Origin of the sequence: Streptomyces sp. IMTB 2501, from assembly GCF_001953885.1 — a bacterium.
In the GTDB taxonomy this organism is placed as follows: domain Bacteria; phylum Actinomycetota; class Actinomycetes; order Streptomycetales; family Streptomycetaceae; genus Streptomyces.
In genome coordinates, this window is record NZ_MQUS01000003.1 from 186,324 (window position 1) to 204,931 (window position 18,608).

The following is an 18,608-nucleotide window of genomic DNA, read 5'->3' on the forward strand; positions in this document are numbered from 1 at the left end:
GATTCCCGGGACGGGGGCATTCGCCTTCGCTGGCCATCGGTCCCGCCGATCAGCCGTCTTCGTCGATCAGCCCACGTTCGGATAATGATCGTCCTGTTGTCAGTGGGGCCCGGTACGCTCGAAAGCACGATGACAGAGGACCTCTCACCGGCCGAGCGGTACGCGGCAGCCCGCAGGCGGGCAGCCGAGCAGGCCACCGCGCTCGCGTCCTTCCGCGAGATGTACGACTTCGGCCTCGACCCCTTCCAGATCGAGGCCTGCGAGGCGCTTGAGACGGGGAAGGGCGTGCTGGTGGCCGCCCCCACCGGCTCGGGCAAGACGATCGTGGGCGAGTTCGCCGTCCACCTCGCCCTCCAGCAGGGCAAGAAGTGCTTCTACACGACACCCATCAAGGCACTGTCGAACCAGAAGTACGCCGACCTGTGCCGCCGCTACGGCACGGACAAGGTCGGCCTCCTCACCGGCGACAACAGCGTCAACTCCGAAGCCCCGGTGGTCATCATGACCACCGAGGTCCTGCGGAACATGCTCTACGCCGGCTCCCAGACCCTCCTCGGCCTCGGCTACGTGGTCATGGACGAGGTGCACTACCTCTCCGACCGCTTCCGCGGCGCCGTCTGGGAAGAGGTGATCATCCACCTGCCCGAATCCGTGACCCTGGTGTCACTGTCGGCGACCGTGTCCAACGCCGAGGAGTTCGGTGACTGGCTGGACACCGTCCGTGGCGACACCGAGGTGATCGTCTCCGAGCACCGGCCCGTGCCGCTCTTCCAGCACGTGCTCGCCGGACGCCGGATGTACGACCTGTTCGAGGAGGGCGAGGGCCACAAGAAGGCCGTCAACCCCGACCTGGTCCGCCTGGCCCGCATGGAGGCCACCAGACCGTCGTACCAGGACCGCAGGCGCGGCCGGGCGATGCGCGAGGCCGACCGGGAGCGGGAGCGCAGACAGCGCTCGCGCGTGTGGACGCCGGGCCGTCCCGAGGTCATCGAGCGCCTCGACTCCGAGGGCCTGCTCCCCGCCATCACGTTCATCTTCAGCCGCGCCGCCTGCGAGGCCGCCGTCCAGCAGTGCCTGTACGCGGGCCTCAGGCTCAACGACGAGGAGGCGCGGGAGCAGGTCCGTGCCCTGGTCGAGGAGCGCACCGCCACCATCCCGTCCGAGGACCTGCACGTCCTCGGGTACTACGAGTGGCTGGAGGGCCTGGAGCGCGGCATCGCCGCCCATCACGCGGGCATGCTGCCGACCTTCAAGGAGGTCGTCGAGGAGCTGTTCGTACGCGGCCTGGTCAAGGCCGTGTTCGCCACCGAGACCCTCGCGCTCGGCATCAACATGCCCGCCCGTTCCGTGGTGCTGGAAAAGCTCGTCAAGTGGAACGGCGAGCAGCATGCCGACATCACCCCCGGCGAGTACACGCAGCTCACCGGCCGCGCCGGCCGGCGTGGCATCGACATCGAGGGCCACGCGGTCGTGCTGTGGCAGCGCGGGATGAGCCCCGAGCACCTGGCCGGTCTCGCGGGCACGCGTACGTACCCGCTGCGCTCCAGCTTCAAGCCGTCGTACAACATGGCGGTCAACCTGGTCGAGCAGTTCGGCCGGCATCGCTCGCGCGAACTGCTGGAGACCTCGTTCGCGCAGTTCCAGGCCGACAAGTCGGTCGTCGGGATCTCCCGCCAGGTGCAGCGCAACGAAGAGGGCCTGGCCGGCTACAAGACCTCCATGACCTGCCACCTCGGCGACTTCGAGGACTACGCGCGACTGCGCCGCGAGCTCAAGGACCGCGAGACCGAGCTGGCCCGGCAGGGCGCCAACCAGCGGCGCGCCGAGGCGGCTGTGGCCCTGGAGAAACTCAAGCCGGGGGACGTCATCCACGTACCCACGGGCAAGTACGCCGGTCTGGCCCTCGTGCTGGACCCGGGCCTGCCCGCCGGCCGCTCCAACGGCCACCGCGGCTTCGACCACCACGACGGCCCGCGCCCGCTGGTGCTCACCGCCGAGCGGCAGGTCAAGCGGCTGGCGTCGATGGACTTCCCCGTCCCGGTCGAGCCGCTGGACCGGATGCGGATCCCCAAGTCCTTCAACCCGCGCTCCCCGCAGTCCCGCCGGGACCTGGCCTCCGCGCTGCGCACCAAGGCCGGGCACATCCCGCCGGAGCGGGCCCGCAAGAAGCGCTCGCAGGCCGCCGACGACCGCGAGATCGCCCGGCTGCGCACCGCCATCCGCGCGCACCCCTGCCACGGCTGCGACGACCGTGAGGACCACGCCCGTTGGGCCGAGCGCTACCACCGGCTGCTGCGCGACACCTCACAGCTGGAGCGCCGCATCGAGGGCCGTACGAACACCATCGCGCGGACCTTCGACCGGATCGTGGCCCTGCTGACCGAACTGGACTATCTGCGCGGCGACGAGGTCACCGAACACGGCAAGCGGCTCGCCCGGCTGTACGGCGAACTCGACCTGCTCGCCAGTGAATGCCTGCGCGAGAGAGTCTGGGAGGGCCTCGCCCCCGCCGAACTCGCCGCGTGTGTCTCGGCGTTGGTGTACGAGGCGCGGGTCAGCGACGACGCGATGGCGCCCAAGCTGCCCTCGGGCAAGGCGAAGGCCGCGCTCGGTGAGATGGTCCGGATCTGGGGCCGGCTCGACGGTCTGGAGGAGGAGTTCCGGATCAACCAGACCGAGGGCGTCGGGCAGCGCGAGCCCGATCTCGGCTTCGCCTGGGCCGCGTACATGTGGGCCTCGGGCAAGGGACTCGACGAGGTGCTGCGCGAGGCGGACATGCCAGCGGGGGACTTCGTCCGGTGGTGCAAGCAGGTCATCGACGTGCTGGGCCAGATTTCCGCGGCTGCTCCCGTGGAGGGCTCGACCGTGGCCAAGGCCGCGCGCAAGGCCGTCGATCAGTTGCTGCGGGGTGTGGTCGCCTACTCGTCCGTGGGATGACCTGCCTGGCGCTTTGAGGGGCCGCTTCGGCGGCCCCTTCACTTATTACGGTGAGTAGTTTTCGCATGCCCATCTGCCGTTACCGAACGTGTTCGAATTGCAGCTGAGTGTGTAAATACGCCTGAGCGTACTCCTGCCGCAAGGGTCATTTCAGGTGCTTGCTGAATATGACACGGCGATGATCCGGTCGGACTAAGCTCGCCCGCGGCGCACCGAGTTGAGGTAATTCGTGCGTCTGTTCCCAAACATGCGATAGATCCCGACAGTTCCATGAACCTTCCCCACAAAAGCTCCCCCGACACCCAGCCGATTCGTCTCAGAAGGCATCCATGGTGAGTGTTCAGAAGCCTCCCGGTCGCCGTGAACGTCCCTATGCGCGCGTGCTGTTGCCTCCCGCCATATTGATGGCGGCCGCGACCGGGGCCGCCGTCGCCCTGGCGCCGTCCTCGGCCCGCATCGCCGTCGGCGTGACCGGGGCCCTGGCCGTGCTGCTGGTCCTCGCCACCGGCGCCGAGGCCGCCCGCCGTGGCCGCAGGCTCCGCGAGGAACAGGCCGAGCACGCCCGTCACGCCGCGTATCTGCAGCACCGGATCGCCGCCCAGGACGAGCTGATCGAGAAGTTCGCCACCGACATCATCCCCACCGGTCTGCTGCGGCTGCGCGCCGGAGAACCGCTGCGGGACGTCCTGACCAACATCTACGACGCCGACCCCGAGCTGCGCGCCCTGCCGGACATGTACCGCGAGATGTTCCGCGTCTCGCTGCGCGGCGCCGACCGCGAGATCTCGATGCGCGACGCCACCGAGCGCTCGTACGTGAGCATCGCCCGTCGCGTCCAGGCCATCGTCCACCAGCAGTCCAAGGAACTGCGCGAGATGGAGGAGGACCACGGCCGCAACCCCGAGGTCTTCGACGACCTGCTGCGCATCGACCACGGCACCTCGCTGATCGGCCGTCTCGCCGACACCATCTCCGTCCTCGGCGGCGGCCGCCCCGGCCGCCAGTGGCCCCTGCCGGTCTCCCTCTACAGCACGCTGCGCGGTGCCATGTCGCGCATCCTGGAGTACCGCCGCATCCAGCTGAACTCCATCGTCAACATCAACATCAAGGGCACCTCCGTCGAGCCGGTCATCCACGCCGCCGCCGAACTCCTCGACAACGCCACCCGCTACTCGCCGCCCACGGCCAAGGTGCATGTCACCGCCACCGAGGTGCAGACCGGCATCGTCATCGAGATCGAGGACGCCGGTGTCAGCCTCACCGAGGAGTCCCGCGCCCGCATCGAGAAGATGATCGAGGACGCCAAGAACCTCGACGACGCCCACAACCTCGGTGAGAACCCGAGTCTCGGTCTGGCCGTCGTCGGCCGCCTGTGCAAGATGTTCGACATGGAGGTCTCGCTGCGGGCCTCCGCCTACGGCGGCTGCCGCGCGATCCTCGTCGTGCCGCGCGTCATGACCACCACCGAGCCCGGAGTCGGCGCGGCCCACGGAATCGGTGCCACCGGCACCCCGATGCCCCAGTTGGGCGCCGTGGAGGGCCCCAAGCGTCCGCCGAAGAAGCGCCGCCCCACCAGCCCCAAGATTCCCGCCGGGATCTCCATGGAGGACGACGTCCCCGCGGTCACCGAGTGGACCGCGGGCGGACTGCCGCAGCGCCGCAGCCGGATGAAGACCCCGCTGAGCCAGCGCTTCGCCGAGAAGGCCGAGGTCGAGCAGGCCGAGCGCGAGGGCAGGCCGACCATCTGGTCGCAGCCCAAGCCCGAACCGGAGCCCGAGATGGACCCCGAGATCAAGAAGCTCAGGGAGCGGCCGATCGGCCAGGGGATCGAGGACTTCTGGAACGGCCTGCGCAAGGGCATGCCCGAGGACGCCACCGGGCCCGAACTGACCGACTTCACCCGGCACCCGGAAAAGTACGTGCACCTGCTCAACGATTCGGACACCGCCACCGAGGCCGCCACCGGGGCCGACGACGAGGGGGACCTCAAGTGATCCAGCAGCGAGGCAACATCGACTGGATGCTCAAGCAGCTGAACGACGGCGTGCCGGGCATCGAGATGATCGTGGTCCTCTCCGCGGACGGACTGCGCATCGCCCGCTACGGCGGAGACCCCGACGCCGCCGACCGCGTGGCCGCCGCCTGCGCGGGCGTGCAGAGCCTGGCCGGCGCCATCATCCAGGAACTCCCGGGCGCCGGCGACATGAAGGTCGTCGTCTTCGAGATCGAGGGCGGCTACTTCTACCTCATGAACGCCGGCGACAACGCCTATCTCGCCGTACTCGCCGACGTGACCTGCGAGCCGGGCCGGATGAGCGGCATGATGCGCGACCTCGTCGTCCGGATCGGCGCCCATCTCACCAGTCCGCCCCGGCGGAACGGGCAGACCGTATGACTCCTCCACGACGCAAACGGCGCGAGCCGAAGCCCCCGCCGCAGCCGCCGGCGCCCACAGCGGCGGACGGCGAGGCCGAGCCCGCACCCAGGAACCCCGAGCGGCTGTACACGGTCGCCGGATCCGAGGACGGAGCACGCGCCGAACTCGACCTCGTGACGTTGATCGTGGCGCGCGACGCGCCCCAGGTGGCCGCCTCACCGGAGCAGGCGTCGGTACTACGGCTCTGTGCCAACCCGCTGTCCGTGGCCGAGCTCTCGGCCTATCTGAATCTGCCGTTCAGCGCGATGACCGTCCTGATCACCGAGATGATCACGGCCGAACTGGTGCAGGCGCGCGCCCCGATCGCCCGTCAGGCGGTTCCCGACCGTTCCATCCTCGAAGCGGTGATGCATGGACTTCAAAGGCTCTGACACCATCCCCGGCCCACGCACCGAGGATCATCTGCCGCACTCGGCCGAGACCGCGGTGAAGATCGTGATCGTGGGCGGTTTCGGCGTCGGCAAGACCACCATGGTCGGTTCCGTCAGCGAGATCAGACCGCTGACGACCGAGGAGACCATGACCCAGGCCGGTATCGGCGTGGACGACAACTACGGTTCCGAGTCCAAGACGGCCACCACCGTGGCCATGGACTTCGGCCGCATCAGCATCACCGACAAACTGGTGCTCTACCTGTTCGGCACCCCCGGCCAGGAGCGCTTCTGGTTCCTGTGGAACGGGCTGTTCGAAGGCGCGCTCGGCGCCGTCGTCCTCGTCGACACCCGGCGTCTGGAAGTCAGCTTCGACGTCATGGGCCGGCTGGAGGAATGCGGCGTGCCCTTCGTCGTCGCCGTCAACACCTTTCCCGACGCGCCCCGTTACCCCGTCGAGGAACTGCGTACCGCGCTCGACCTGACCCCGGAGATCCCGATCATGGAGTGCGACGTACGGCGCCGGGCCTCCAGCAGGGACGTGCTGATGACCCTGACGCGCTTCCTGCACTCGATCGCCATGTCCCGCGCACTCATCTGATCCGAACCTGATCCGAACCTGATCAGGACCTGATGAGAACCCGATCCGAATGATCCGAACCTGATCCGAACTTGATTCGACCGCAGTCGTACGACCCCCACAACCTTCCCGTTCCGGAGCGACACCGTGACGTCTGATTCCTCCTCGCTGACCGACACCGACTCCACCCCCGGCCCGCCGCCGGGCTGCCCCGCCCACAACCTCGGACCCGGCGGTCTGCACCGGCTCTACGGCCCCGATGCACAGGACCTGGGCGACCTCTACGAGCGGCTGCGGGAGCAGCACGGCACCGTGGCGCCCGTGCTGCTGCACGAGGACGTGCCGATGTGGGTGGTCCTCGGGCACGCCGAGAACCAGCACCTGGTGCGGAGCCCCTCCCTGTACACCCGCGACAGCCGGATCTGGAGCGCGCTGGCGGACGGCACGGTCAAGCCCGACCACCCGCTCATGCCGCACATCGCCTGGCAGCCGATCTGCTCGCACGCCGAGGGCGACGAGCACCAGCGGCTGCGCGCGGCCGTCACCGCGGCCATGACCACCATCGACCACCGCACCCTGCGCCGTCACATCGGCCTCCACACCCAGGCGCTGGTCAACAGGTTCTGCGAACGCGGCCGGGCCGACCTGGTGTCCCAGTTCGCCGACCATCTGCCGATGGCCGTCATGTGCGAGATCCTCGGCATGCCCGAGGAGTACAACGACCGGATGGTGCAGGCCGCCCGGGATGCCCTGAAGGGCACCGAGACCGCCATCCAGAGCCACACCTACGTCATGGACGCGCTGAGCCGGCTCACCACCCGACGCCGCGCCCGGCCCGAGGAGGACTTCACCAGCCACCTCGTCACCCACCCGGCCGGACTCAGCGACGACGAGGTCCGCGAACACCTGCGGCTCGTCCTCTTCGCGGCTTACGAGGCCACCGCGAACCTCCTCGCCAACGCGCTGCGCATGGTCCTCACCGAGCCGGGCTTCCGTGCCCGGCTCAGCGGCGGCCAGATGACCGTGCCGGAGGCGATCGAGCAGTCCCTGTGGGACGAGCCGCCGTTCAGCACCGTCCTCGGCTACTACGCCAAGCAGGACACCGAGTTGGGCGGGCAGCGCATCCGCAAGGGCGACGGCGTGCTCTTCGCGCCCGCGCCGGGCAACCTCGATCCGCGGATCCGCCCGGACCTGTCCGCGAGCATGCAGGGCAACCGCTCCCACCTCGCCTTCGGCGGCGGCCCGCACGAATGCCCCGGACAGGACATCGGCCGCGCCATCGCCGACGTCGGCGTCGACGCGCTGCTGATGCGGCTGTCCGATGTCCAACTCCACTGCCTGGAAGAGGAGTTGCGCTGGCGTTCGTCCATCGCCTCCCGGCACCTGGTGGCCCTGCCCGTACGCTTCGAACCGAAGCCGCAGCAGGACGTCACCCTCCCGCCGCGGCCCATGGCCGTCCCCGCGCAGCGCTCCACGTGGCAGGCCGGCACGCTGACCGCTGAGCAGACCCCGGCCGCCGAGCCCCGCCCCACGCCCCCACCCCCCGCCGCCCCGCAGCCCTGCCCCACGGCACCGCAGCCGGCCCGCCGACGGGGCATCCTGCGGCGGCTGCTCCACTGGTGGCGCGGAGAGTGACCGGAGGCTAGAGCCCGTCCGGCGGACCGGTCGCAGACATCGGCGGCGCTTCATCAGCGCAGGTGAGCGGGGGCCGGTACGTCCAACGCCGCTGGGTGCCCCCACGCCCTCCAGGCAATGGGGGAGGGCGCGGCGGCCCCGGCGTCCGCGGCAGGATCCGCCGGACAGGCCCTAGCTCCCGCAGGCCCAGGTGTCGTACGACGTCCAGGCCTGGAGCGTGCGTGTGCCGGTGAACGCGTGCTCCGTGCCGGTGACCGGATCGGTGAACTCCAGCCTCCGCGCGAGCAGTTGCAGCGGACGCCGGAAGTCACCGGCCGGCACCGGGCCGGTCACCTCCGGATACAGCGGATCGCCGAGGATGGGCACGCCGAGCGCGTTCAGATGCACCCGCAGCTGATGGGTCTGCCCGGTCGCCGGGACGAGCCGGTACCGGCCCAGCCCGCCCCGATGCCCGGCAAGCTCCACATACGTCTCGGCGTTCGGCTCGCCCTCGACCTCCCGGGCCGCCTGCACCCCGCGCTCCTTCACGATCCGGCTGCGTACGGTCCGGGGGAGCACCAGCGTGGGGTCGTACGGCGCGATCGCCTCGTACTCCTTGCGCACCCGCCGGTCCCGGAACAGCGTCTGATACGCCCCACGCTCCTGCGGCCGCACGATGAACAGCACCAGCCCCGCCGTCAGCCGGTCCAGGCGATGCGCGGCGGACAGTGCCGGGATGCCCAGCTCATGCCGCAGCCGGGCCAGCGCGGTCTGGGTGACATGCGTGCCGCGCGGGGTCGTGGCGAGGAAGTGCGGCTTGTCGGCGACGACGATGTGCGCGTCCTGGTACACGACCTCCACCGGGAACGGCACCGTGACCTCGGCCGGCAGCTCGCGGTGGAACCACACGAACATCCCCGGCTCGTACGGCGCGTCCGGGGCCACCGACCTCCCGTCCGCGCCGACGATCAACCCCGCGTCGAACATCGACGCGACCATCCCGGGTGCGGCCCCCGTCAGCCGTTCCACCAGATGCTCCCGCACGGTGGCCCACGTGCCGCCGTACGGCAGCCGCACCCGCACAGGATCCACACCGTCGCGCTGGGGGAGCGGGGCGGGCGGGGGCGGCGTACGGCGTCTCATCGGTCAAGGGTACGAGGGCGAAACGGCTGCGGTGCCGGTCGGGCCGTCGGCAGGATGCGGATCACGCCGTATCTCATCAGCCCGGTCGTGCCCGCCGTGCACGCCGCCTTCCAGGACCCGTTGATGCACCAGTGGCACATCATGGCCGCCGGCTCCGAGGAGGAGGCCGCCGGCTGGATCACCCGGTGGCAGAGCGGCTGGAAGGACGAGCGCCAGGCCCAGTGGGCCGTCGTGGACGCGGACACCGGCGAACTGCGGGGCCGCGTCGCGCTGCGCGAGATCATGCTCGGCGACGGCTGTGCCGAGGTCGCGTACTGGACGGTCGCCCGGGCACGCGGCCGGGGTGTCGCGGTGCGGGCCACCACCACCCTGACCCGCTGGGCGTTCGACGAGATCGGCCTCCTCCGCCTCGAACTCTCCCACGCCACCGCCAGCGAGGCCTCCTGCCGCGTGGCCGAGAAGGCCGGCTTCGCTGCGGAGGGCACCAAGCGCAGCGCCCTGCTCCATCCGGACGCCCGGCACGACATGCACCGCCACGCCCGCGTGCGGGGCGACTGATTCGCCGCCCATACGCGATACATCGTGTGTATTGGACCATCGCGAGCTACTCACGATATGTTCGGCTGCGGATATTCGAGATCGAGGTGACTGTCATGGCGGGTAAGCGCCGCAGGCTCAGCAACCCGCTGGCGCTCGCCGTGCTGGTGACCCTCTGGCAGAAGCCGATGCACCCGTACGAGATCGCTCAGACCCTGCGCCGTCAGGGCAAGGACACCAGCACGAAGATCAACTATGGTTCGCTCTACACGGTGGTGCAGAACCTCGAAAAGCACGGCTTCGTCGAGGTGACCGACGTGGAGCGGCAGGGCAATCGTCCCGAGCGCACGGTGTACGGGCTCACTGCGGCGGGTCGCGAGGAGATGACCGAGTGGTTGTCGGACCTCATCGCGGTCCCGGCGAAGGAGTACCCGATCTTCGAGACTGCCCTGTCCCTCATGGGCGCGCTGCACCCGGACGAGGTGGTGCGGCTGCTTCAGGAGCGGCTCAGGGCCCTGGAGGTCCAGGCCGCGAGCGTGCGGGGAGGGTTGGAGAAGCTGTACGAGACGCTACCGCGGCTCTTCCTCGTCGAGACCGAGTACCAGTTGCACATGATCCTGGCGCAGGCGCAGTGGGTCCGCGGCTTCCTGGAAGAGATCGGGAAGGGCTCACTGCCCGGCGTCGAGGGCTGGCGGCACCTCCATGAGACGGGGGAGCTGCCCGCGGAGTTCACTTGAGAAGACCGACCCCGGCAGGGCTGTTGCAGCAGCTCCGCCGGGGTCGCGAACCCCGAAAGGGATCCGCCGTGCGGCGGCTCCGGGCGATCGAGGTGCGGCACACCCAGGATAGCCCGGCGCTCTTCACGCGGATCTTCCCCGATCCGCTCACACAGCGGATCTTTCGTCATCCGCTCATTCAGGAGAGCAGTCGTCATGAACACCCGTGCGCCCGCAGTGGAGGCGCGCCAGCTCGTCAAGACCTATCCCGGTGACGTCACCGCCCTGACCGGCATGGACATCACCGTGGCACCGGGTACCGTCGTCGGACTCCTCGGCCCCAACGGCGCCGGCAAGTCCACCACCGTCAAGATCCTCACCACCCTGGCCCGCCCCGACTCCGGCACCGCCACCGTCGCCGGGCACGATGTGCTGCGCCACCCCGACCGGGTGCGCCGCGCGATCGGCGTGGTCGCCCAGCACTCCGGCGCCGACCCGGTCGCCACGGGCCGGGAGAACCTGCAACTCCAGGGCCGCCTCTACGGACTGGGCGGCACCGCGCTGAACCGCCGGGTGGACGAGCTGCTGGAGCGGTTCACCCTCGCCGACGCCGCCCGCCGGCAGGTCAAGGGCTACTCGGGCGGCATGCGGCGCCGGCTCGACGTCGCCCTCGGACTGCTGCACCGGCCCGAGGTGCTGTTCCTGGACGAGCCGACCACCGGACTGGACCCGGAGGCGCGCACCGCGATGTGGGAGGAGATCGGCCGGCTGGCCGGCGAGGAGGGTCTGACGATCCTGCTCACCACGCATTATCTGGAGGAGGCCGACCGGCTCGCCGAGCGTATCGCGATCGTCGACCGCGGCCGGATCGTGGTCGAGGGCACCCCGGACGCCCTCAAGGGCGAACTGCGCGGCGACGCCGTGCACATGGAACTGCGCGAGCCGGTCGGCGAGGCCGGCCGCACGCTGCTCACCGGCGCCCTGACCGCACTGCCCGGAGTGCACGAGGCGCTGTGCGAAGGGCGCCGGATCAGCGTCCGCGCCGATGACGGAGCGGCCGCGGTGCCCGCGCTGCTCGCCGCGCTGGACCGGGCCGGGGTCACCGTCGCCTCGGCCACCGTCGCCCGGCCCTCGCTGGACGACGTCTACCTCCGCCACGCCGGCCGCCGGTACGCGGAGGCGGAGGCGGAGACCGTGCTCGTGGGAGGTGCGTGATGAGCAGTGCCGTCGTCCAGACCTGGTACATGGCGCAGCGTCAACTGCGGGTGTTCGCCCGGCAGCCCGCCTACGCGGTCATCACCCTGATCCAGCCGGTGATCTGGCTGTTCCTGTTCGGCAACCTGTTCAAGAAGGTCGTCGGGCTGGGCGGCTTCGGCACCACCTCCTACCTGGACTACCTGGTGCCGGGTGTGGTCGTGATGAGCGCCCTCGGTTCCAACATGTGGGCCGGCATGGGCACGTTGGAGGAGATCCAGCGCGGCACCCTCGACCGGTTCCTGACCACCCCGGTCAGCCGTGCCGCGCTCATGAACGGCAATGTCGTCAACAACGGCCTGGTCACCGCCTTCCAGTCGGTGGTCATCGTGCTGCTCGGCCTGCTCGGCGGCGCGGACTACCCGGGCGGCGTCGGCGGCATCGCGATCCTCGTGCTGGCCGCCGTGCTCCTCGGCACGGTCTTCGGGGCCCTGTCCAACGCGCTCGGGGTGCTCGTCCGCGAACGGGAGTCGATCATCGGCATCAACACCTTCCTGCTGCTGCCGCTGACCTTCCTCTCCAGCGCCTTCATGGCGCCCGCGCAGATGCCCGGCTGGATGCGGCACATCGCCGACTTCAACCCGCTCGACTGGGCGATGGTGTCCGGCCGTTCGGCGCTGTCCGAGCATCCCGACTGGGGCGGCGTCCTCAGCCGCGGCGGCGCGCTGCTCGCCCTGGCGATCGCGGCGGTGTGGCTGTCGATCCGCACCTTCCGCTCCTACCAGCGGTCGGTGTGAAGATGTAGTCCATGCCGGCCTACGATCTCGCGAACCGACTCGTCGTCGGTGTCGCCTCCAGTGCCCTGTTCGATCTGCGGGAGTCGGACGGCGTCTTCCGCGAGCAGGGCGAGGAGGCGTACCGGGCCTACCAGGAGCAGCACGTGGACGACACGCTCCGGCCCGGAGTCGCGTTCGCGTTCATCCGCAGGCTGCTGTCGCTGAACGACCTCGGCGAGCCGGGCGATCCGCTCGTCGAGGTCATCATCCTCTCCCGCAACGACCCCGACACCGGCCTGAGGGTCATGCGGTCGATCCAGGCTCATGAACTGCCCATCAGCCGGGCCGTGTTCATGCAGGGCAGGTCGCCGTACGCGTTCATCACCGCGCTGAACATGTCCCTGTTCCTGTCCGCGAACGGCGACGACGTCCGCGAGGCGGTCGCCGCCGGTCTGCCGGCCGGGCATGTGCTGGGATCGTCGTACGCGGACGACCCCGCCGACCGCGAGCTGCGGATCGCGTTCGACTTCGACGGGGTGCTCGCCGGCGACGAGGCCGAGCAGGTGTACCAGTCCGACGGTCTGGAGGAGTTCCGCGCGTACGAGGCCCGTAACGCGGCGACTCCGCACGATCCGGGGCCGTTGCGCGACTTCCTCGCCGGGGTGAACCGGATACAGCGGCGGGAGGAGGAGCGGCGCGCGAGCGATCCGGACTACCCGAGCCGCGTGCACGTCTCGCTGGTGACCGCGCGCAACGCGCCGGCCCACGAACGGGCCGTGCGCAGCCTCAAGCAGTGGGGCGTGCGGGTCAACGGCGCCTTCTTCCTCGGCGGCATAGAGAAGGGCGCGGTCCTGAGGGTGCTCAGACCGCACATCTTCTTCGACGACCAGGTGACCCACCTGGAGAGTGCGTCGCGGACCACGCCCAGCGTGCACATCCCCTTCGGCAAGATCAACGAGACGGCCCCCTGAGAGCGGACAGCTCTCCGGCGCCCCGAGCGCGGACCGCTCTCACGCGGCCGCCGTGCCGCCCTCCTGCTCGGCCTCGATCCGGGCGTTCCAGTCGCGCTTGGAGGCCTGCCAGCCGTCCTCGTCGTGGCCCAGGCGCCAGTAGCCGGAGATCGACAGGTCCTCGCGCGGGATGCCGCGCTCGATCCGCAGCAGCCGGCGCAGCTCCTTCACCCAGCTCGCCTCGCCGTGCACGAACGCGTGCACCCGGCCCTCGGGGAACTCCAGTGTGCGGACGGCCTCCACCAGTGCCTCGCCGACCGGCCGGTCCCCGCGGTGCAGCCAGACGACCTCCGCATCGGAGTCGATCTTCTGCTCCTCCTCGGGGCCGGACACCTCCACGAAGACATGGGCGCGGGCCCCGGCGGGCAGCGCCTCCAGGGACCGCGCGATCGCGGGCAGCGCGCTCTCGTCCCCGGCGAGCAGATGCCAGTCGGCCGCCGGGTCGGGGGCGTAGGCGCCGCCGGGGCCCATGAAGCGCACGCTCTCCCCCGGCTGCACACGGGCGGCCCACGGGCCTGCCAGGCCCTCGTCGCCGTGGACGACGAAGTCCAGGGTCAGCTCCAGCTGTTCGGGATCCCAGGCGCGCACGGTGTACGTCCGGGTCACCGGCCACTGCTCCCGCGGGAACTCCGCGCGGATCCGCTCCAGGTCGAAGGGCTTCGGGTAGGTCACGCCCGCGGGGCCGAAGAGCAGTTTCACGTAGTGGTCGGTGCAGGTGTCCGCCGCGAAGCCGGCCAGGCCCTCGCCGCCGAGCACCACCCGCCGCATGTGCGGGGTCAGCCGCTCGGTGCGGACCACCTGGGCGGTGCGGGCCTGGCGCGGCTTTCGTCCCGGACGCTCTGCCATCACGACCTCCTGCAGATTGGTTAGGTTTACCTAAGTTAGCATCTCATCTCTGTGCAACACCGCTTTCCTGAGAGCTGGATGAGGTCTTTTGCCGGAAGATTCCGGTCAAGGTCAGGCGGCGAGCGTGGTCAGCAGCCGCTGCAGGGAGCCGCCGAGCCCCCATCGTCCGGCCAGCTTCTCCAGCGCCGCCGCGTCGCGCGGGGTGTGCGGCAGGGCCGTGTCGACGTCCGGCAGCGGTACGTCGTCGGCCACCCGGACCACCTTCGGGGCGACCGCCACGTACGGCCGGGCCTCGTCCAGTCGCTTGCGCTGTGACGGCGTGAGCTTCGCCGTCGGGTCGTCCACCGCCGCCATGATCCCGGCCAGGTCACCGAACTCGGCGAGCAGCTTGGCGGCCGTCTTCTCGCCGATCCCGGCCACGCCCGGAAGACCGTCGCTCGGGTCGCCGCGCAGCAGCGCCAGATCCGCGTACCCCCGCCCGTCCACCCCGTACTTCTCGCGCAGCACCGCCTCGTCGGTCAGCTGGAGCGTGCCGACGCCCTTGAGCGGGTACAGCACCCGGATCCCACGGGCGTCGTCCACCAGCTGGTACAGATCGCGGTCGCCGGTGACGATGTCCACCGGGCCCTTGGCTCGCGCGGTGAAGGTGCCGATCACGTCGTCCGCCTCGTACGGCTCGACGCCCACGCGCGCGATGCCGAGTGCGTCGAGGACGGCCTCGATGACGGGCACCTGCGGGGAGAGGGTGTCGGGCACCTCCTCCTCGTCCGGGGCGCCCTCGTGCTCCTCGGCGACCCGGTGCGCCTTGTAGGTGGGGATGAGGTCCACCCGCCACTGCGGCCGCCAGTCGGCGTCCATACAGGCCACCAGCTGCTCCGGCCGGTGGTCCTTGACCAGCCGGTCGATGAAGTCCAGCAGCCCGCGCACGGCGTTCACCGGCGTGCCGTCCGGTGCCTTCACCGAGTCCGGCACGCCGAAATAGGCGCGGAAGTACAGCGATGCGGTGTCGAGAAGCATGAGTCGTCCGGTCACGCTCGCATCATGCCGCACGGCACTGACAGCTGCCCTTCCGCCCGGAACGCGTTGCGCGATGCGCATCCCCGTGAGCCCGGCCACTGAGCGGTTTGCCTCCGTTTGACCTGGGCAGGCGCCGCCACGGAGCGAGGGAGGTTGCTCTTTTCAACTGTCGGCGACTCTTCGTCTCCTGTTCTGTTCCCGAGACGAGAGGCACGCGTGCAACCGAGGCTTGAGACCGAGCACCTGTTCAAGGTGTTCGGCAGACGACCGGACGAAGCGGTGCAGCGCCTGCGGCAGGGCGCCGACCGGGAGGAGCTGCGCGCCGACGGCACCACCGCCGCCGTGATCGACGCCTCCTTCCGCGTCGAGGCCGGTGAGATCTTCGTCGTCATGGGCCTGTCGGGCTCCGGCAAGTCCACCCTGCTGCGCACGCTCAACGGCCTGCTGGAGCCGACCGCGGGCAGCGTCCGCTTCGACGGCCAGGATCTGACCGAGCTGACCGCCCGTGAACTGCGCGAGCTGCGCTCAAGGAAGATCAGCATGGTGTTCCAGCACTTCGCGCTGTTCCCGCACCGCAGTGTCCGCGACAACGCCGCCTACGGTCTCTCCGTGCAGGGCGTGCCCCGCGCCGAGCGTGAGCGCCGCGCCGACGAGGCGCTCGCCCTGTGCGGACTCGCGGGCTGGGAGGACTCCTGGCCCGACGAGCTGTCCGGCGGCATGCAGCAGCGCGTCGGCCTCGCACGCGCCCTCGCCACCGACGCCGACCTGCTCCTCATGGACGAGTCCTTCAGCGCCCTGGACCCGCTGATCCGCCGCGACATGCAGGACCAGCTGCTGGAGCTGCAGAAGACCCTGAAGAAGACCATCGTCTTCATCACCCACGACCTCAACGAGGCCATGCGGCTCGGCGACCGTATCGCCGTCATGCGCGACGGCCGCATCGTGCAGACCGGCACCGCCGAGGACATCCTGCTGCGCCCCGCCAACGACTACGTCGCCTCCTTCATCCAGGACGTCGACCGCTCGCGCGTGCTGACGGCCGGCGCCCTCATGGACACCTCGGTCACCAGCGACGCCCCCCTCTGCGGCTGTGAGACCGCGACCCGCGACACACCGTTCACGGAACTGTGCGCGATCAGCGCCCGGCTGTCGCACCGCGTCTCGGTCGTGGACGAGGCGAACAGGGTCATCGGTGTCGTTCCCAGGCAGCGGGTGATCGGCTTCCTCGGCGACGAGACGGCCGGTCCCGCGCCCTGTGACAACCCGGACGGGAAGGTGATCGCCCGTGCCTAGGATCCACCTCGGCGACTGGGTCGACTCCGGCGTCAACTGGCTGGTCGACCACCTCTCCTGGCTCTTCGACGCCATCAAGACCGTCATGGAGGGCATGTACAACGGCATCGACGCCGTGCTCGGCGCGCCCGCGCCGCTGCTGATGGCCGGCATCCTCGCCGTCATCGCCTGGTGGCTGCGCGGACTGCTCGCCGGTGTCCTCGCCTTCGCCGGATTCGCGCTGGTCGACTCGCTCGCCCTGTGGGACCGGGCCATGTCCACGCTCGCCCTGGTCCTGGTGGCGACCGTGATCGCGCTGGTGATCTCCCTCCCGCTGGGCATCTGGGCGGCCCGCTCCAAGGCCGTGAGTGCGGCCGTACGACCTCTCCTGGACCTGCTCCAGACGATGCCGTCGATGGTCCTGCTGATCCCGGCCATGCTCTTCTTCGGCCTCGGCACCGCCGCCGGTGTCGTCGCCACCCTGATCTTCGCGCTCGCCCCCGGTGTCCGCATGACCGAGCTGGGCATCCGCCAGGTCGACGCCGAACTGGTCGAGGCCGCCGAGGCGTTCGGCACCAGCCCGCGGGACATCCTGTGGCGGGTCCAGCTGCCGCTCGCCCTGCCGACCATCATGGCCGGCGTCAACCAGGTGATCATGCTCGGCCTGTCCATGGTCGTCATCGCCGGCATGGTCGGCACCGGAGGCCTCGGCGGCGCCGTGAACGAGGCCATCGGCCAGCTCGACATCGGCTACGGCTTCGAGGCGGGCGTCGGCATCGTCGTCCTCGCCATCTACCTGGACCGCATCACCGGCGCGCTCGGCACCCAGCTCTCCCCGCTGGGCCGCAGGGCCGCCGCCAAGGCGCCCACGCGCGCGTGGACGTACCGGCCGCGCCCGGCCGTCGCCGTCATCGGCGTGGTCGTCCTCGCGCTCGTCGCGGGCGGAATGGGAATCTTCGGCTCCTCCGACGGCACCTCCGAGGCCTCCGGCACCAACGTCGGCAAGGGCAAGGAGATCAAGATCGGCTACATCCCCTGGGACGAGGGCGTCGCCTCGACCTTCCTCTGGAAGGAGATCCTGGAGGAACGCGGCTTCAAGGTCACCACCACCCAGTACGCGGCCGGCCCCCTCTACACCGGCCTCGCCACCGGCCAGATCGACTTCGAGACCGACTCCTGGCTGCCCACCACCCACGCCGAGTACTGGAAGAAGTACGGCAAGCAGCTCGACGACCTCGGCTCGTGGTTCGGGCCCACCTCCCTGGAGCTGACCGTCCCGTCGTATGTGAAGGACGTCAACTCCCTGGCGGATCTGCAGACGCACGCCTCCGAGTTCGGCGGCAAGATCGTCGGCATCGAGCCCAGCGCGGGTGAGATGGGCCTGCTCAAGAGCAAGGTCCTCAAGGCGTACGGCCTGGACGGCACGTACCAGGTGATCGACGGTTCCACCCCGGCCATGCTCGCCGAGCTCCAGCGCGCCTACGCCAAGAAGGAGCCGGTCGTCGTCACCCTGTGGTCCCCGCACTGGGCCTACAGCGACTACGACCTGAAGAAGCTCAAGGACCCCAAGGGCGCCTGGGGCAAGGGCGACGGCGTGCACACCGTCGCCCGCAAGGGCTTTGCCGGCGACAACCCGCAGGTCGGCAAGTGGCTGAAGAGCTTCTCCATGACCGAGCAGCAGCTCACGGACCTGGAGTCGCAGATCCAGAAGGCGGGTAAGGGCAAGGAGCAGGACGCCGTCCGCGGCTGGCTGCGCAAGCACCCCGGCCTGGTCGACAAGTTGGCGCCGGTCGCCAAGGCCGACGCCCAGAGCCAGGCGGCCGGGTGACCTGACCTGCCCGGACCGCCACCCGAGGGGCGGACACCACCGGACGCCACCGAGCGCCCGGCGGCGCCCGCCCCTCGCGGCATCTCCAGGTCCGTGTCTGTACGGCAAGAATCCGGCCAACCACGTTCCGTGACGACCGTTGGCCCTCGCCTGGGGGCCCGGCCCAGCTGATCGGCATATTCACCCCTGTCCGGGAGTGCGTCCCGGGAGTGCCCGGACCCCCGTCACGCTGGCGCGAACCGTGAGGTCCGGGGCTCGGCGGCATGTCGGGGATGTGACAGGCGCCTGAAACGGTTTGCCGAACATGCGTAGGGTGCAGAGAAGTCATCA

The 18,608-nt window shown here is 70.1% G+C and carries 16 protein-coding genes; 13 read left to right on the top strand and 3 right to left on the bottom strand.

The window, feature by feature from the left end:
* Positions 1–84: 84 nt before the first annotated feature.
* The 6 genes from AV521_RS07295 to AV521_RS07320 all read left to right on the top strand — a co-directional run bounded on the left by AV521_RS07295 (position 85) and on the right by AV521_RS07320 (position 7,960).
* Positions 85–2,937: an RNA helicase gene (locus tag AV521_RS07295; RefSeq protein ID WP_076085201.1), complete on the top strand. Its 2,853-nt coding sequence runs from the start codon at positions 85–87 to the stop codon at positions 2,935–2,937.
* Between the two features lie 329 nt (positions 2,938–3,266).
* Complete coding sequence (locus tag AV521_RS07300) at positions 3,267–4,931, top strand: ATP-binding protein (RefSeq protein WP_179022892.1); 1,665 nt, start codon at positions 3,267–3,269, stop codon at positions 4,929–4,931.
* Complete coding sequence (locus AV521_RS07305; RefSeq protein WP_067046090.1) at positions 4,928–5,332, top strand: roadblock/LC7 domain-containing protein; 405 nt, start codon at positions 4,928–4,930, stop codon at positions 5,330–5,332. Before AV521_RS07300 ends, AV521_RS07305 begins: the two co-directional genes overlap by 4 nt.
* A complete protein-coding gene (locus tag AV521_RS07310; RefSeq protein WP_076085207.1) occupies positions 5,329–5,745 on the top strand; it encodes a DUF742 domain-containing protein in 417 nt (138 codons plus the stop codon). Before AV521_RS07305 ends, AV521_RS07310 begins: the two co-directional genes overlap by 4 nt.
* On the top strand, positions 5,726–6,346 hold the full coding sequence (locus AV521_RS07315; protein WP_076085210.1) for an ATP/GTP-binding protein: 621 nt from the start codon (positions 5,726–5,728) through the stop codon (positions 6,344–6,346). Before AV521_RS07310 ends, AV521_RS07315 begins: the two co-directional genes overlap by 20 nt.
* Positions 6,347–6,472: 126 nt before the next feature.
* Complete coding sequence (locus tag AV521_RS07320) at positions 6,473–7,960, top strand: cytochrome P450 (protein ID WP_076085213.1); 1,488 nt, start codon at positions 6,473–6,475, stop codon at positions 7,958–7,960.
* Positions 7,961–8,131: 171 nt separating this feature from the next.
* Here the strand turns inward: AV521_RS07320 and AV521_RS07325 are convergent, their stop codons facing one another.
* Positions 8,132–9,082: an RluA family pseudouridine synthase gene (locus AV521_RS07325; RefSeq protein WP_076085216.1), complete on the bottom strand. Its 951-nt coding sequence runs from the start codon at positions 9,080–9,082 to the stop codon at positions 8,132–8,134.
* 54 nt (positions 9,083–9,136) lie between these two features.
* Between AV521_RS07325 and AV521_RS07330 the strand changes: the two genes are divergently transcribed.
* From AV521_RS07330 to AV521_RS07350, 5 genes are all read left to right on the top strand, one after another.
* Positions 9,137–9,640, top strand: coding sequence for a GNAT family N-acetyltransferase (locus tag AV521_RS07330; RefSeq protein WP_076085219.1), 504 nt, complete (start codon positions 9,137–9,139; stop codon positions 9,638–9,640).
* A 95-nt stretch (positions 9,641–9,735) separates the two neighbouring features.
* Positions 9,736–10,356: a PadR family transcriptional regulator gene (locus tag AV521_RS07335; RefSeq protein WP_076085222.1), complete on the top strand. Its 621-nt coding sequence runs from the start codon at positions 9,736–9,738 to the stop codon at positions 10,354–10,356.
* A gap of 195 nt (positions 10,357–10,551) precedes the next feature.
* The gene (locus AV521_RS07340) at positions 10,552–11,550 is read left to right on the top strand and encodes an ABC transporter ATP-binding protein (RefSeq protein WP_076085225.1); all 999 of its coding nucleotides are present in this window, start codon (positions 10,552–10,554) and stop codon (positions 11,548–11,550) included.
* Positions 11,550–12,326: an ABC transporter permease gene (locus AV521_RS07345; protein ID WP_076085228.1), complete on the top strand. Its 777-nt coding sequence runs from the start codon at positions 11,550–11,552 to the stop codon at positions 12,324–12,326. Before AV521_RS07340 ends, AV521_RS07345 begins: the two co-directional genes overlap by 1 nt.
* Before the next feature lie 11 nt (positions 12,327–12,337).
* Entirely contained in the window at positions 12,338–13,276 is a 939-nt protein-coding gene (locus AV521_RS07350; protein ID WP_076085232.1) for a 5'-nucleotidase, read from the top strand.
* 39 nt (positions 13,277–13,315) lie between these two features.
* On the opposite strand, the gene AV521_RS07355 is transcribed toward AV521_RS07350, so the two are convergent.
* Complete coding sequence (locus AV521_RS07355; protein WP_076085235.1) at positions 13,316–14,161, bottom strand: siderophore-interacting protein; 846 nt, start codon at positions 14,159–14,161, stop codon at positions 13,316–13,318.
* 111 nt (positions 14,162–14,272) lie between these two features.
* The gene (locus tag AV521_RS07360; protein ID WP_076085239.1) at positions 14,273–15,193 is read right to left on the bottom strand and encodes a 5'-3' exonuclease; all 921 of its coding nucleotides are present in this window, start codon (positions 15,191–15,193) and stop codon (positions 14,273–14,275) included.
* 201 nt (positions 15,194–15,394) lie between these two features.
* Here AV521_RS07360 and AV521_RS07365 point away from each other — a divergent pair, with 201 nt between their 5' ends.
* Positions 15,395–16,471 carry a glycine betaine/L-proline ABC transporter ATP-binding protein gene (locus AV521_RS07365; protein ID WP_076085242.1) on the top strand — a complete coding sequence of 359 codons (1,077 nt, stop codon included), beginning with the start codon at positions 15,395–15,397 and terminating at the stop codon, positions 16,469–16,471.
* Positions 16,464–18,278 (top strand): ABC transporter permease/substrate binding protein, encoded by a 1,815-nt coding sequence (locus tag AV521_RS07370; RefSeq protein WP_076085245.1) that lies wholly within the window; start codon positions 16,464–16,466, stop codon positions 18,276–18,278. Before AV521_RS07365 ends, AV521_RS07370 begins: the two co-directional genes overlap by 8 nt.
* Positions 18,279–18,608: the final 330 nt, after the last annotated feature.

Coding starts and splice junctions, on each gene's coding strand:
- AV521_RS07355 (WP_076085235.1), bottom strand. CDS start 14,161: ATGGCAGAGCGTCCGGGACGAAAGCCGCGCCAGGCCCGCACCGCCCAG.
- AV521_RS07345 (WP_076085228.1), top strand. CDS start 11,550: ATGAGCAGTGCCGTCGTCCAGACCTGGTACATGGCGCAGCGTCAACTG.
- AV521_RS07310 (WP_076085207.1), top strand. CDS start 5,329: ATGACTCCTCCACGACGCAAACGGCGCGAGCCGAAGCCCCCGCCGCAG.
- AV521_RS07335 (WP_076085222.1), top strand. CDS start 9,736: ATGGCGGGTAAGCGCCGCAGGCTCAGCAACCCGCTGGCGCTCGCCGTG.
- AV521_RS07300 (WP_179022892.1), top strand. CDS start 3,267: ATGGTGAGTGTTCAGAAGCCTCCCGGTCGCCGTGAACGTCCCTATGCG.
- AV521_RS07315 (WP_076085210.1), top strand. CDS start 5,726: ATGGACTTCAAAGGCTCTGACACCATCCCCGGCCCACGCACCGAGGAT.
- AV521_RS07340 (WP_076085225.1), top strand. CDS start 10,552: ATGAACACCCGTGCGCCCGCAGTGGAGGCGCGCCAGCTCGTCAAGACC.
- AV521_RS07325 (WP_076085216.1), bottom strand. CDS start 9,082: ATGAGACGCCGTACGCCGCCCCCGCCCGCCCCGCTCCCCCAGCGCGAC.
- AV521_RS07330 (WP_076085219.1), top strand. CDS start 9,137: ATGCGGATCACGCCGTATCTCATCAGCCCGGTCGTGCCCGCCGTGCAC.
- AV521_RS07295 (WP_076085201.1), top strand. CDS start 85: ATGATCGTCCTGTTGTCAGTGGGGCCCGGTACGCTCGAAAGCACGATG.
- AV521_RS07350 (WP_076085232.1), top strand. CDS start 12,338: ATGCCGGCCTACGATCTCGCGAACCGACTCGTCGTCGGTGTCGCCTCC.